This is a genomic window from Coriobacteriia bacterium (genome assembly GCA_003149935.1).
In the GTDB taxonomy this organism is placed as follows: domain Bacteria; phylum Actinomycetota; class Coriobacteriia; order Coriobacteriales; family QAMH01; genus QAMH01.
Window position 1 is genome coordinate 469827 of record QAMH01000006.1, and the last position, 15142, is coordinate 484968.

Below are 15142 nucleotides of genomic sequence, written 5' to 3' on the forward strand. Positions count from 1 at the left end.
ATGTCATTGTCATGCGGGCCGCCAGATGCTTTCTACCAGGTGCGCGATGCCATGGCGCGGAACTGCGCCACCGTGGGCACATGCGCGTTGAGGCCGCCATCGACGGTGACGACCTGACCGGTGAAGTAGGCACTTTCGTCAGAGCCGAGGTAGACGCACATTGCGGCGATGTCCTCGGGGCTTCCGTAGCGCGTCACCTCGATGTTATCCAGGAAGATCTGTTTGAGCGCATCGGGGACCTTCGACTCGTTTTCCGGCGTCACGATGAGACCGGGGCGCACGCAGTTGCAGCGGATGTCCTGCTTGCCGTATTGCAGTGCGGTGTATTGGGTGAGCATCTCGACGCCGGCCTTCGCACAGGCATACGCTGTCGTGCCCAAATCACCTGAGCACGACGCCATCGAGCCGATGTTGATGATGGAGCCGCCTCCGTTCTTCTGCAGGTAGGGCAGCGCGACCTTGGTGCAGTAGAAGGTGCTGCGAATGTCGCTCGCAAACACGGCATCCCATTCCTCGAGCGAGATCTCGTCAACGCGACCGTCTTTGAGAGCCATGCCCGCAGCGTTGTTCACGAGAATGTCGATCTTGCCATAGGCAGCCTCGGTATCGGCAAAGAGCGCATCCACGGTCTCGGGCTTGGTGATATCGAGGAAGTGGAACGTCGCCTCGCCACCTGCCTCGGCAATGGCATCGACCACGGCCTGACCGCGTTCCTCGCGACGACCGCACACGACGACCTTCGCGCCCTCGGCGCCGTACATCTTGGCAATTCCCGTTCCGATGCCGCTCGTCGACCCCGTGACGATGGCGACCTTGTCCTTCAAACGATCCATTTCGCTTTCCCTTCATACGTTTGCACGGAAAACCTGCATGTTCGCATGACAATATGCGAACACCCGGGTCCTGATAATTCTAGACGATTGACGGAAAGCCAGGTTGCGGATTGCTCCTACTCCCCTTCGAGCATGCGATAGGTGGGACGCGTCGGAACGCGGACGTTGATGTAGGAGATCCTCCCCTCGTATTCGTTGAGCAGCGAGTTGATGACCGCTTCCTTGACCTCGATGTCGCTCGAATCGCCAAAGGCAACCGTCACGCCATCAACCAGATTGAGCGAGGTCTTGATGGAGGACTCGGCCGAGATGCTCACGATGCGCGAGCGCAGGTCACCGCTGATGGAATTGAGGATATCGAGCGCGTTGTTGATACCACCATCCGCGCACATGGCACCCGAAATGGGTGCCGGCATGGACGGTGACACGTCGATGATCTTCATCGCGTTTTCCCAGTCGTCGGTCGTGGCAGCGGAGAGCCATGCGCCATCCGTCGAGATGACCCAATTCGAGCGATCGTTGATCTTGACGACGGCACCCGGCTCGCGCTCGGTGATGTCGATCACGATGGTATCGGGAAAGACGCGGTGAATGGCCGCATTCTGCACCCAGGCATTGTCCTCGAGACGCTCCTTGATGCCCTTGGAATCGAGACGCAACAGCGTCGAGTCATCGGACACGGCGGCAATGCTCGTAATCTCCTGGCTCGTAAGATGAGCCGAACCGTTGACCTGCACGTTGTTGACATGGAAGAGGTCGGAGCGATAGATGAAGATGCTTCCGAAGATGATGAGGAGGATGACCGCGATAACAATGGCGATGCGGGCGATATAGCGTAGGTACTGCCAGCGTTGACGCTTGGCGCGCTGCTCGGCACGGATATCGCCGGCACGCCTGCCCTTGTCGAGGGCCTTCCTCTTGGACTCGTTAGCCTGCTTCTGGGCGTTCTCGGATGATTGGCGCGCCTTGTTGGTGCGCTGCAGGCGTGCGGATTTCTTGTTCTGGTGAGCCTTGACCGACGAGCGTCGTGCCCGCGAGTTAGCTCCCGTATTCTGCTTTCTGCCCCGCCTCGAGCGGGAGCTCGAGGAATCTGACCTCGAGCGAGAGGCTGATGCCATAGCACTCCTTCACGCGATCACGCGCGACGTATGAGCAATTCTACTCCCCGGCCAATGCATGCGTGAGCAGCGGTGCCATCGCCGTGACATCCCCCGCGCCCATCGTGATGATGAGGTCGCCCGCCGAGAGCCTTTGTAGCAGGAAGGGAATAATCTCGGGGCGATGGGGCAACCAGGCAACCTGCTGACGGGGGTTATGTCGCAAGATGGAATCGATGACCGTCTTGCCGGTGATCCCCGGGATGGGTGTCTCGCCAGCTGGATACACATCCATGACGATAATGGAGTCCGCCTCGTCGAAAGCCGGGCCGAACTCACGCGCGAGTGACTCGGTGCGCGAGTAGCGATGCGGCTGGAACAAGACGTGCACATGATTGAAGTCGAGCTTGGAGGCAGCCTCGATGGTTGCCCGAATCTCGGTGGGATGATGGGCGTAGTCATCGACGACGACGACGCCACCTTCCTCGCCGACGAGGTCGAAGCGCCTACGCACGCCAGAGAAGGTCGCGAGTGCGCGAGCCGCCTGCGCGACATCGAGACCGCAAGCCCACACGACGCCAAGCACGCCCGTGGCGTTGAGGACGTTGTGACGTCCGGGATTCTTCGTAATCTCCGTCTCGACACTCGTGCCATCGGGGAAGCTCACGGTGAAGGCATAGCCAAGACCCCGTCTGCCCGTAACCTCGAAGCAGACGTCGCAATCGGCACTCCCCTTCTCGCCATAAACGATGGTTCGCTTGCCAACTCCACGCGCAACTTGTGCAAGTCGTGGATTGTCCGCGCAGACGACGGCAGCGCCATCGTCAGGCAGCAACGAGAGAAAATCGGCGAAAGCGTCGTATATAGCCTCGAGGCTGCCGTAATGGTCGAGATGGTCGGGCTCGATGTTTGTTACGAGCGCGACGTGCGGAGAAAGATGCACGAAGGAGCCATCAGACTCGTCGGCCTCGACGATGTAATACTCGCCCGTGCCGCTCTTGGCATTGGTGTCGTAGCCATCGACCGTGCCACCGATAACGAAGCTCGGATCGAGCCCCATGCGATCGATGGTCGTCGCAAGCATCGAGGAGGTGGTCGTCTTGCCGTGCGTGCCAGCGCAGGCAAGCGTCTTCTTGCCCTCCCCGAGCGAGGCAAGCGCCTGAGAGCGATGCCATACGGGGATACCTCGCTTGCGTGCCGCAGCGAGCTCGGGGTTTCTCTCGGGAATGGCACTCGAGATAACGACCGCGTCAAGATCATCCGCGAGATTTGCAGCATCGTGCCCGATCATGACCTCGACACCCGCATCCACCAGACGCTTGGTGGCACGCGACTCCTTCATGTCCGAGCCGCTCACCTCCACGCCACGAGACTTGGCGACGAGCGCTATGCCCGACATGCCAACACCACCGATGCCGATGAAGTGTATCTTCTTGGGTTTATTCACCATTGTTCCCTCGTGCGCATTGTTCGACCATATCGGCAAGACGCATGCGCGCGTCCGAGCCGGAGAGTTTCTTACAAGCTTGCCTCATGGTATCACGACATGCGGTATCGTCGAGAAGACCTATCACCAAATCAGCAAAGCCTACCGTCTCCACCTCGGAATCGGGAACGAGCCGTGCGGCACCAAGCTCCACACATGATTGCGCGTTGAGCGTCTGGTGATCTGCACGGGCGTGCGGATAGGGAACGAGCACCGCCGGAACGCCAACTGTCATGATCTCGGCAAGGGAGGTCGCACCGGCCCTGCTGATGACCAAATCGCTTGCGGCAAGAACCTCGTTCATCGAATCGATATAGGGCGAGACGCGCCAACGCTCGCGCTCGTCATCGGATAGATTGAGCTGAGTGAGCACGTTCTCGTAGTCGCCCTCGCCCGTGGATTGAATGACATGCAACCCGTCGATGGCAAGTAGACGTTCCTTCATCTCGCAAATCGCCTTGTTGATATGCTGCGCACCAAGGCTGCCGCCCATGACGAGCAAGACGGTCGCATCATCGGAAATGCCGAGTGCGGCCCGAGCCTGCTCGCGCGTGCAGCTCTCGAAGGAAGCGCGCACGGGATTGCCAAGAACGACTGGCTCGCAATGGGCGCCCTCGATGCCCTTGGCGCTTTCCGCGTAGGTGAGCGCGATTGCCGTGGCGTGCTTGGCAAGATAGACGTTTGCCATGCCAGTCACGGAGTTCTGCTCGTGAATGACGAGAGGGATATCCATCTCGAAGGCGGCCCTGCCCACCGGAATGGATACGTAGGCCCCGAAGGTGACGACGGCGTCGGGGCGTTTGCGCGCGAAGAGCCTCTTGGCGCAACGCGTTGCCTTGAGGAGTTTGACGCCCGACGTCAGCATGGTGAGGGGATGCGCCTTGTCAAAGCCACTTACCGCGAAGCCCGCAAACTCGAAGCCGGCCTGCGTCGCAAGCCTCGACTCGATATGGTCGGGCGTTCCCACGAAGAGAATCTCATGCCCACGGTGGCGCAGCTCATCGGCAACGGCAAGCGCCGGATTGATATGGCCGGCGGTTCCACCGGCAGAAATGACGAAATACACGGCAGACTCCCTTTCAAACGTAGCGAGAAGTGTACCCCATACCCAAGGCCCTTGGCAGAGCAGGGCATCACGACAGACGGCTAGCGCCTATACCCAGAGCTGCGTCTTCTCGCCAAACCGGCATATCCGCTTCGCTGCGACGATACCGCACCGTGCGTACCCGTGCTCCTCGCCGCTTGAGCCGAGCGAAGCCCCTCTCTTCGCGTTGAAGTAGCACGCGAACCCGATGCCGCGACATCTCTCTTGCGGGCAGGATCATGCAGACGGATGACGTTATCGCGCTCGACATGTGGCGATGGCGCCTCGCTCCGCATCCTGTCCCTACCATCGATGACCCTGAGGTTGTCGCGTTTGCGCTCGTGGCTCATGCCGACCTTCGAGCGCAGCGAGACGGACAGAATGATGCCGATCATGATCATCGTCGCGATAAGGGACGAGCCACCGTAGCTGATAAACGGAAGCGCCTTGCCGGTTACGGGGGCAATGCCCGTGACGCAGGCCATGTTCACGCAGGCCTGAAACCCGATCATGACCGTAAACGAGCCGGCCAGCATGCATCCGAACATGTCCGGTGCATTGCGGCAGATGCGCATGCCGGCAAAGATGAAGAGTCCGAAAAGCACCACCACGAAAACGGCACCGATGAGGCCCAGTTCCTCGCCAACGATCGCATAGATGAAATCGGTGTGCGCATAAGGCAGATAGAGGTACTTCTGACGGGAAAGCCCAAGGCCCGTACCGAAGACGCCGCCGCTTCCAAAAGCGTACAGAGATTGAATCGCCTGATAGCCATCACCCTGCGGATCGACCCAGGGGTCAAGCATGGAAACGATACGATCGAGGTGATAGGGCTGCGTGATGCAGGCCACGACGATATACGCGATGACGACGCCAAAGATCAGCGCGATGAGTTTCCAGGAGATTCCCGCGAGCAAGGCCAATGCGATGAGTCCGACGGCAAGGATAATCGCCGTGCCCAAATCGGGCTGGCGGTAAATCAGGATCAAGGGAACGATGGTGGCCACGAGCACGATGACGATGAAACGCCGCCCGCTCACTACCCCATTCATGCGCATCTGCACGATGGAAGCCACGGCCATGAGCACGGTGATCTTGGCGAATTCAGCCGGCTGCAAATTGAAACCGGCGATGACGATGGAACGCTCGGCACCCAGGGCGCTTACACCCATGCCAAACGCGGTCAGCGAGAGCATGGCAACGGTGGCGAGCCAGAAGGCGATGAAGACAACCGGCTGTCCCCAGAAGGAATAGGGCACACGGCAGCAGATGATGCACAAGACGAGACCGAGGACAAGGAAGACCGCTTGGCGCTTGACGTAGTACGCGGCGTCACCGAACTCGTTATAGGCCGCTATCGACGAGGCGGAGTAGACCATGATGATGCCCAGTATGCACAGTGCGACAACGCTCAGAATGAAAAGCAGGCGCGGTGCCATGATGGCAGATGGCTCCGAGAGCAAGCGAGAGGAGCCTGCCCTGGCCTTCGTCTTGGATGTCACCTGCTTGCGCGCCATGATGCACCTATGCCCGCGTCCTCAGGGAAACGCACTCCTTGAACACCTGTCCGCGATGCTCGAACGAGTCGAACTCGTCGAAGGAGGCACATGCAGGCGAGAGCACGATCGCGTCACCGGGCTGCGCGACCTCGCAGGCACAATCGAGCGCCTGTTTCATGCCCGTCTCGAGATACGAATCGACGGGGCTGTCCGCAAAGGCCTCGTGGAAGCGCTCGCCCGCCTCGCCATATACGACGACAGCACGGCAAACGTCCGCACAAGCCTCGACAAGCTCGTCAAGCGCGGTCATTTTGTCCCTGCCGCCAAGCAGCAGCACGATCTTGCGATCGGGGAAAGCCGTGAGCGCCTTGAGAGTAGCATCGACGTTGGTTGCCTTCGAATCGTTGAAGAAATCGATGCCATCGACACTGCCACAGGGCTCGAGACGATGCTCGAGCGGCTTGAAGCTCTTGAGACCCTCCCGGACACATGCGAACTCGCAACCACAGGCGAGAGCGGCGCTTGCAGCGCAGAGGGCATTCTCGACATTGTGAGCACCCTGAATGCCAAGCTCCCGAGTCGAGACGAGCTCATGGCTCTGGCCGGACTCATCCTGGTAGACGAGCATGCCCTCGGCATCCTCGAACGCACACGTCGAATCGACCCGCACGCCCACAGTTACGAGCCTGACGCCCCGTCCCTCTAACAGCGCGTGCAGTTCGGGATAGGCATCGAGTACGCTTGCGCCGACAATAACCGTCGAACCTGCCTCCATGTTCTCGAAAACCTTGAACTTTGCCTGCGCGTAGGCATCGAAGCTACCGTGCCAGGAGATGTGATCGGGCGTGATGTTGAGCAGAATGGCAACCTGCGGGGCAAAATCGACAGTCGACGCCAATTGGTACGAGGACATCTCGGCAACGAGAACCTCGTCCTCGCCACGATGCTCGACAGCGCCAATGCAGGTCATCCCGATATTGCCGCAGGCGTAGGCGGATTTGCCATAGCAATTCAGCAGGTGCGTCACGAACGAAGTCGTCGTGGTCTTCCCATTCGTTCCCGTCACGGCAATCCAGGACCGGGGCGAGAGACGCCAGGCATATTCCGGCTCGCTGATAATCTCCTTGCTTGCGCGCTTGGCGCTCGCATAGAAGTTCCCGCTTTGCGGAATACCAGGGGACACGACGCAGGTATCGAAGCTGCCCTCGATATCCTCGACATCGAAGATGACGGGAACGCCCGCCTCCTCGAACTCGCGCGCGGCAGCCTTTGTCGCATCATTTGCGGTGCCCGCGTAAATGGTGAGTTCCTCGCCGGCGCTCAGCGCATGCCGCGCGGAGGCAACGCCACTTTTCCCGAGACCAAGTACGAGCATGGAAGCCATGGTTACAGCACCTCCCCTACATTGACCCGATGAAGTAGACGGCGAAGCCCACTCCCGCACAGAGGCCGGTGATGATCCAGAACCTGATGACTACCTTGGTCTCGGACCAGCCCTTTTTCTCGAAGTGATGATGTAGCGGTGCCATGAGGAAGACGCGTTTGCGCGTGCGCTTGAAGTACAGCACCTGGATCATGACCGAGAGCGCCTCGACGACGAAGAGGCCGCCGATGATGATGCTGAAGAGCTCGGTCTTGGTGATGACAGCAATGGCGGCAAACGCCGTGCCGAGCGCAAGCGAGCCCGTATCTCCCATGAATATGCTCGCGGGATAGCAGTTGAACCAGAGGAAGCCGACGCAGGCACCTGCAGCGGCCGTCGCGAACACCGCGACGTCAAGCTTGCCCGTGCGAAACGCGATGGCCGCCATGATGAGCATGACAATCATGATCGCGCCACCGGCAAGGCCGTCAAGACCATCGGTGAGGTTCACGGCATTGGCCATACCGGCCATGAGCAGGAAGACGAAAATGACGTAAAGCCAGGGAATCTCGAAGCCATCCCCGAAGGGAAGAACGGTCGTGAGAACACCCAGGTCAAGGTTGAACTGCGTGAAGGGGATGGTCACGTACGGCTCGATGCCCAGGTAGTTGACTGCGATAAGGCAAAAGCTCACGGATATGAGTGTGAGCGCAACCATCTTTTGGTAGGGGAGCAGTCCGAGCGAGCGCTCCTTGGCGACCTTGGAGATATCGTCAACGAATCCCAGCAAACCCGTAAGCAGCGTTGCCGCCAGGATGAGCAGCAGCGGCGGATCGGGCGTGCCCACGAGGAAGATCGAGGCGGTCATCATGAGCAGGATGACGATACCGCCCATGGTGGGCGTACCTTGCTTGACGAGATGACCTTGCGGGCCGTCTGCGCGTACCTGCTGGCCAATCTGGCGCACCTTGAGAAGCTTGATGAAGAAGGGCATGACGATCATGGTCAATGCCATCGAGAAAATGAAGGCAAGGAAGACCTGATACGTCGGATATTGGCTAAAAACGCTGATCATCGTTGCATTATCCCCTTGACTATGCGCTCCAACTCCATGAAACGCGATGCCTTAACCAGAACAAGGTCGCCCTCCTGGACGTTCTTTTCGAGAAACGCGATCGCCTCGTCAACGCCCGTGAAGCTCTTGACGCGTGCGGCGTCCATGTCTGCCGCGAGCGCGCCTGCCTTGATGCCGACACTGAGCGTTCCAATGCACACGAGCATATCAAGGTCTGCCTGCGCTGCAAAGGTTCCCACGTCAACGTGCAGTTGATACTCATCCGAGCCAAGCTCGCCCATATCGCCCAGGACCGCGATGCGCCTTCCATCCCCCTCGAGGGTCATGAGCGTGCTGATCGAGGCGCGCATCGAATCCGGATTGGCGTTGTACGCATCGTTGAGGATGGTCACGCCGTCAGGCGTATGCTCGATTTCCATGCGCATCCCGCTTGCCTTTGCCTCGGCAAGGCCTCGTGCGATGTCATCGGGAGCTATGCCCATGTTGATGCCAGCCGCATAGGCTGCAAGCGCGTTGAGAACGTTGTGCCTGCCCGGCATGCCAAGCGTGACGGGCACCGGCGCGGCATCGCCCGTGACGATCTCGAAGCTCGCGCAAGCTTCGGCATCGTAGCTGACATTCTGCGCATGCGTCTCGGCCTCGGGGGAAAATCCGTAGCTATGCACGGTCACGCCGCGTTCCGCGAGATGCGCGAAGTTCTCGAGCAGGGGCGTATACTCATCATCGGCATTGAGGACCGCATATCCCGTATCCGGTAGAGCCGAAAGCAACTCCGATTTGGCATGTGCGATGTTCTCGCGGCTACCGAGCAACTCCATATGGCTCACGCCGACGTTCGTCACAACGGCGATGCTCGGCTTGACGAAGGTGCAGAGGTGCTCGATCTGATGCATGCCGCGCATACCGAGCTCAACGATGAGCACTTCGGTATCCTCATCGGCCGCAAGTATCGTCGCCGGCACGCCAATCTCGTTATTCTGGTTGCCTTGCGTTGCGGTAGTCTTGAAACGCTGGGAGAACACGGAGCTCAGGAGATCCTTCGTCGAGGTCTTGCCCGTGGAGCCCGTCACGCCAATGACGATGGCATGCAGTCTGTCGCGCCAGGACCCCGCGATTTTCTCGAGTGCCTCGACGCCATCATCGACGACGATCATGGGACAGGCAAACTCACCGGCAACGGCGATGACGTTCTCGGTGGGCATGCGCGTGCAGACGACGGCACCCGCTCCGCGCTGGATTGCCGCACGCACGTAATCGTTGCCATCGACACGCATGCCGGGCATGGCGAGGAAGATGTTATCGGGCATGATGGTGCGCGAATCCCAGGTCAGCCCCGAGACGATGCGACGCAACGCGGTCTCGTCACCGATATACTCACCGCCCGTGACCTTGGCAATGTCGGAAACAGAAATATCCATTGCTATGACTCCAACTCCTCTATTGCCGCAGCGGCGACCTCGCGGTCGTCGAAGTGGTGTTTGACATCTCCGATAATCTGATAGTCCTCGTGACCCTTGCCGGCGATGAGAACGACATCGCCCTCACGGGCCTGTTCAATAGCAAAGCGTATGGCCTCGGCACGGTCCGGTATGACGGTGTAGCGCTCCTCGCAATCCTGCATGCCCGCGACGATCTGCTCGATGATCGCATTAGGATCTTCCGTGCGCGGATTGTCGCTCGTCACGATGGCGAAATCGGCTGCGAGTGCGGCAGCGCCCATCTTGGGGCGCTTGCCATGGTCCCGATCTCCGCCACAACCGAAAACGCAGAATATGCGGCCTTGCGTGACGGCCCGCACCGCATCAATGGCCTTCGCGACCGAATCGGGCGTATGCGCGTAATCCACGAGTACGCCGAAAGGCGCATGCGTTCCCTTGGCGCCCGTGACGCGTTCGAGACGTCCGGGGACCTGGGGCGCAGATTCGAGACCGGAAACGATTACCTCGTTGGTAAGGCCAAGCGCCATACCGATGCCGAAGGCGATAAGCGCGTTCTCGACATTGAAGCGGCCGACGAGCGGTAGCGTCAGATGCAGCCACTCCCCCGCGGCCTCCACGTCGATGCGTGTCTCGCGGGCATCAAAGCGCGCTTCCACGAGGCGTACCTCGCAATCGGCATCGGAGCCGACGCGATACAGCACACGGCCTGCATCGCTGCAGAGCTGCGCCATGCGCTTGCCCGCATCCGAATCCGTGCAGATGACGCATGCATCGGGCTCATACTCGGTGAAGAGACGCGCCTTCGCCGCGAAGTACTCCTCCATCGTCTTGTGGTAGTCAAGATGATCCTGCGTGAGATTGCTGAATGCAGCCACCCTAAAGTGCGTTCCCCTGACACGCCCGAGATCGAGCGCGTGACTCGAGATCTCGCATGCACAGGCATCGACATGTGCATCGACCATCCGGGCAAGAAGCTCCTGGAAATCACGTGACTCCGGCGTGGTATGCGCGGAAGGGTAGATTTCGTCGGCAACATGGCACTCGACCGTGCCGATGAGACCGGCGCGCATGTCGGCATGTCTCAGGAGATGCTCGACGAGAAAGCAGGTGGTCGTCTTGCCATTCGTGCCCGTAATGCCAACGACGTCGAGCTTGCGCGACGGGCTGTCGTAGAAGTTCGCCGAGCAAAGCGCCAAGGCAGCGCGCGCATCCTCGACGAGAAACTGCGGCGCATCAATCTCGAGTTGACGCTCGACCACAAGGCCAACGGCACCATGCTCGAGCGCATCGGCGGCAAAATCATGCCCGTCGACGACGGTACCGGGAACGCAGAAGAAAAGCGCACCTGGCTTGACGTCACGCGAGGAGAACTCGAGAGCGTTCACCTCGTACGGGCCGTCCTCGCAGTGCAGCGCCTCATGGGCCACACCCGCGAACAAGGATTCTATGTTGCATGCACTCCGCATCATTGTCTCTTCGCTCTTCCCTACTTGCTCTGCGCGTCAATTTGGTAGCGCTTCGTTGCGTATGTCATGATCTCGGAAAAGACCGGGCCACACAGGCCGCCGGCGCCAAGATTCGTATGAGGTCTGTTTACCGTCACGAGACAGATAAGATCGCTCGAGGAGCCGTAGAGCCAGCCGCAAAATGACATGACGTATGCGTTTTCCTCGTAGCCGCCATAGACGCTTGCGATCTCGGCCGTGCCCGTCTTGCCCGTGACGGTAAATCCGTCGACGGCGGCTTCCTCGCCCGTTCCCTCGGTCACGACGGAGGTGAGCATCTCGCTTACCTCCTTGCATACGCCCGCATCGGCAACGGTCTCGCGCTTCGTCAAGTCCTGCATAAGACGTTGCGCAGTCTCGGCGTCGTTGGGAACATCGGTGAGGAAGTGCGGGGTCACGAGCGTACCACCCTGCTCCAAAACACCATAGGCGCGTACGAGTTGCAGCGGCGTCACGGTAAGGCCCTGCCCAAACGTGACCGTCGCACTCTGCACGCCATCCCAGTCCTTGCTCTCCTCGAGCTGGCCGGCCGTATCGCCGGGGAAGTCGCACCCGGTCTTCGTGCCAAACCCGAAGGCGTGATAGCTGTCGTAGAGCTGCACGAGATCAACCTCGCGAGAGACGAGCGTCGTGCCCGTGTTCGAGGAATCGGCCAGAATCCTGCGCAGGCTCATATCCTCGAAGGGATGGTCATGCGAATCGGTGATGACGGTATCGTAGACCTCAAGGGCATACGGAACCTTGTAGGTCGTGTTCTCGTCGATATTGGCGTTATTGGCAAGCACCGAGTACGCCGTGAACGCCTTGAAGGTCGATCCCGGCTCGTAGATGTCGGTCACGGAGGCGAGCTTGCCCACCTCGAGCTTGTAGTCGCAGAGCTCGTCGAATGGGTTTACCTCGCTCGGCTGACCCGACGCCGCTATCGCCGCCGCTTCCTTCTCGGCTGCCTCGTACTCGGCGTTGCGCTCCTCGTCGCTCTTCTTCGCGTATGAACAGGCCGAATAGACCTCGCCCGTGGCCGCATCCATCACGGTAATGCTACCGCCTTGCGCCTCCGTGTCTATGACCGTCGCCAGAAGCCGCTCTTCGCAGAGCTTCTGCAGGTTGATGTCGATGCTCGTCACGATGTCCGTGCCATCGACCGTCTCGACGCGGGAGGTCTCGCCGTTGGTGATGGGAATGTCGTTCATGCCTCGCTCGAAGACGATGCTGCCATCCACGCCCTTGAGCAACTCGTCGTACTCGAGCTCGAGGCCGGAAATGCCCTTGCCATCGATGTCGACCACTCCGACGACCTGACTGCCCACCTCCCCGTTGGGATACACGCGTTTCGTATCATCGAGATAGTGAATGCCCTTGAGCTTCTCATCGCTCAGACGGTTCTTGAGGGCTTCGGCAGACACGGTATCCGCCTTGCGCTGGATGTAGGCGAACGAAAGGTCGGGCTGGTCGATGATCTTGAGGTAGTCTTCTTTGGTCTTGCCGCTATCCTGCCCCAGGACCTCGGCGAGCACGGTGGCGAGACGGTCGGGGTTCGTGACCTCCTGAGGATTCACGTAGATGGTCGTCGCATCGACATTGGATGCTATGACCTCTCCGTTGCGGTCGTAGACGGTGCCACGTCGCGCAGAGAGGCTCACCTCGGTCGTATGGGAAGATTGCGCCATGCGGGCATACGCCGGGCCACGGATGACCTGGATGTAAATGAGGTTTGCGATGATGGCGACGAGAAATACCGCAAAAAGCACGAGGATGATCCAGTCCCTGGACCATCGCTCCGGCATCACGCTGTGTGCTCTGTCTTGACTATGCCTCATACAAAGAACCTACCCCGTGCTTGCGGCAACGTAGTCTTCGACGTTTTGGAGCGTGCCCGTAAGCGATATTGATCCGTCCGCATTCAAAACGACCTTGCCGGGAATGACGACTTTCAGATACTTGACGGTAGGTGGCGCGATCATGCCAATCTTGCTTGCCTCTTCCTCGATGCGCGTCGAGCTCGACAGAATGGAATGCTGAATCTCAAGCTCGTTGGTCTTGGCCTGGGCACTCGTCAACGTGCTCTCGATCGTATTGACGTTGTCGAGCATCGCCACTGTCGAGGCAGAGAGCCATACGCGCACGGAACACAGCACGGCGATGGTGACGATGATGACGAGAGCGAGCTTGAAGGCGAAAGCATGCTCGGGGGAGATGGCCTGCAGCGCGGGATTCGACGTGCGCTGTCCGGGAATGACATGGACATCGGGACGCGCCTGGCGCTCGGGCGCCAGGTCACGGGCAGCCTGACCGGCAAACCGAGAATAACCGTAGTATTGTCGAGCAGCCTGCGCCATGATAGACGGGCGTCCTTTCTACATTACAGCTTCGTTGCAACCCGTAATCGAGCGCTATGCGCCCGGTTGTTCTCCTCAATTTCATCCGCAGCCGGCACAAGCGGCTTACGCGTCTCGACCTTCAATACCGGCTTCTTCCCACACACGCACACCGGAAGCTCCGGAGGACAGGTGCAGGGATTCTCCATCCGACGGAAGCAGTCTTTCACGATGCGGTCTTCAAGCGAGTGATATGAGATGACGGCGATCCTGCCACCTGGGTTGAGCCAGCGTATGGCCGCCTCAAGCCCGCGAGACAAGACGTCAAGTTCATGGTTTACCTCTATGCGCAGCGCCTGGAACGTACGTTTGGCGGGATGACCGCCCTTCTTACGCGCGCTTGCGGGTATTGCTCGTTTGATGATGTCTACCAGCTGAAAAGTTGAATTGACGGGCTGCTCGCAACGCGCGTCAACAATGAAGCGAGCGATACGGGCAGCCCACTTTTCCTCACCGTATTCACGCAGGACCCGAGCGAGATCATCTGTGGTGTAGGAGTTCAGAATCTCTGCTGCGGTTAGAGTATGTGTACTCGGGTCCATGCGCATATCGAGGGGAGCGTCTTCTCTATACGAGAAGCCACGCTCAGGAAAATCGAATTGTGGAGAACTCACTCCGAGGTCGAAGAGGACGGCATCGACGCCTGGTACGCGCGCCACGACGAGCAACTCATCCAAATCAGCGAAGTTTCCCTTGAGCAGAATCGGGTCCGAGTCAAGTCCCGCACTGTCAAGTCGCTTTCTCGCCGCCTCAAGCGCCATGTCATCCTGGTCGATGCCGATGAGCGTACCATGAGGCGCGATGCTTCTTGCTATCGCTTCGGAGTGTCCCGCTCCGCCGAGTGTGCAATCGAGCGCTGTGGCTCCATCGTACAATGCGAGTGCATCGATGCACTCATGGAGCAGAACGGGAATGTGCCGGTATTCAGCTGTCAACGTGCCGTCCCTAGTCTTCCAGGAAACTGCCGAACGGATCGATGGAATCCATGTACTCATCAAGGGCCTGGCTATCCCAGATCTCGATATGATCGCCCTCGCCGATGATGGTCACGTTTTTGTCGATGCCGACTTTTTCACACTGCTTCGGAGAGAGTTTGACACGCCCAGCGGCATCGACAGCAACCGACTCCGCACTCGAGTTGAGATACTTGTGCAAAGCGATGTGCTTCTTGCTGCGCGGGTTATAGCCCCCCTCTTCGCTATCGAAGAACGAATCCATCCACTCGTCGTACGCTTCATCTGAAAAGACGTACAACGCCTTGCCAAAATCCGCATTGGCGACCGGAACGATCGTCACCTCATCTGGCAGGGCCTTACGGAACTTAGCCGGCAGGGAAACGCGGCCCTTGTTATCAACGCTATGTTGATATTCACCGCGGAAGCGCAT

13 protein-coding genes are annotated in these 15142 nt (G+C 59.5%); all 13 read right to left on the bottom strand.

What is annotated here, in order from left to right; genetic code table 11:
- Positions 1 to 32: 32 nt before the first annotated feature.
- A complete protein-coding gene (locus DBY20_04835) occupies positions 33 to 833 on the bottom strand; it encodes an NAD(P)-dependent oxidoreductase (GenBank protein PWL79199.1) in 801 nt (266 codons plus the stop codon).
- Between the two features lie 116 nt (positions 834 to 949).
- Positions 950 to 1951 carry a hypothetical protein gene (locus tag DBY20_04840; GenBank protein ID PWL79200.1) on the bottom strand — a complete coding sequence of 334 codons (1002 nt, stop codon included), beginning with the start codon at positions 1949 to 1951 and terminating at the stop codon, positions 950 to 952.
- Between the two features lie 40 nt (positions 1952 to 1991).
- Positions 1992 to 3380 carry a UDP-N-acetylmuramate--L-alanine ligase gene (locus tag DBY20_04845; protein PWL79201.1) on the bottom strand — a complete coding sequence of 463 codons (1389 nt, stop codon included), beginning with the start codon at positions 3378 to 3380 and terminating at the stop codon, positions 1992 to 1994.
- On the bottom strand, positions 3370 to 4482 hold the full coding sequence (gene murG, locus DBY20_04850) for an undecaprenyldiphospho-muramoylpentapeptide beta-N-acetylglucosaminyltransferase (protein PWL79202.1): 1113 nt from the start codon (positions 4480 to 4482) through the stop codon (positions 3370 to 3372). The genes DBY20_04845 and murG overlap by 11 nt, the downstream gene beginning before the upstream one ends.
- A gap of 80 nt (positions 4483 to 4562) precedes the next feature.
- Positions 4563 to 6017 carry a putative lipid II flippase FtsW gene (gene ftsW / locus DBY20_04855; protein ID PWL79203.1) on the bottom strand — a complete coding sequence of 485 codons (1455 nt, stop codon included), beginning with the start codon at positions 6015 to 6017 and terminating at the stop codon, positions 4563 to 4565.
- Between the two features lie 7 nt (positions 6018 to 6024).
- Positions 6025 to 7383: a UDP-N-acetylmuramoyl-L-alanine--D-glutamate ligase gene (gene murD / locus DBY20_04860; GenBank protein ID PWL79204.1), complete on the bottom strand. Its 1359-nt coding sequence runs from the start codon at positions 7381 to 7383 to the stop codon at positions 6025 to 6027.
- 16 nt (positions 7384 to 7399) lie between these two features.
- Entirely contained in the window at positions 7400 to 8437 is a 1038-nt protein-coding gene (locus DBY20_04865) for a phospho-N-acetylmuramoyl-pentapeptide-transferase (GenBank protein ID PWL79205.1), read from the bottom strand.
- Positions 8434 to 9855, bottom strand: a complete 1422-nt coding sequence (locus DBY20_04870; protein ID PWL79206.1) for a UDP-N-acetylmuramoyl-tripeptide--D-alanyl-D-alanine ligase — start codon at positions 9853 to 9855, stop codon at positions 8434 to 8436. Before DBY20_04870 ends, DBY20_04865 begins: the two co-directional genes overlap by 4 nt.
- A gap of 2 nt (positions 9856 to 9857) precedes the next feature.
- Positions 9858 to 11345 carry a UDP-N-acetylmuramoyl-L-alanyl-D-glutamate--2,6-diaminopimelate ligase gene (locus DBY20_04875; GenBank protein ID PWL79207.1) on the bottom strand — a complete coding sequence of 496 codons (1488 nt, stop codon included), beginning with the start codon at positions 11343 to 11345 and terminating at the stop codon, positions 9858 to 9860.
- A 17-nt stretch (positions 11346 to 11362) separates the two neighbouring features.
- Positions 11363 to 13198 carry a hypothetical protein gene (locus DBY20_04880; protein ID PWL79208.1) on the bottom strand — a complete coding sequence of 612 codons (1836 nt, stop codon included), beginning with the start codon at positions 13196 to 13198 and terminating at the stop codon, positions 11363 to 11365.
- A 9-nt stretch (positions 13199 to 13207) separates the two neighbouring features.
- Positions 13208 to 13717, bottom strand: coding sequence for a hypothetical protein (locus DBY20_04885; GenBank protein ID PWL79209.1), 510 nt, complete (start codon positions 13715 to 13717; stop codon positions 13208 to 13210).
- Between the two features lie 23 nt (positions 13718 to 13740).
- A complete protein-coding gene (locus DBY20_04890; protein PWL79210.1) occupies positions 13741 to 14751 on the bottom strand; it encodes a 16S rRNA (cytosine(1402)-N(4))-methyltransferase in 1011 nt (336 codons plus the stop codon).
- On the bottom strand, positions 14702 to 15142 hold the full coding sequence (locus tag DBY20_04895) for a division/cell wall cluster transcriptional repressor MraZ (GenBank protein PWL79211.1): 441 nt from the start codon (positions 15140 to 15142) through the stop codon (positions 14702 to 14704). The genes DBY20_04890 and DBY20_04895 overlap by 50 nt, the downstream gene beginning before the upstream one ends.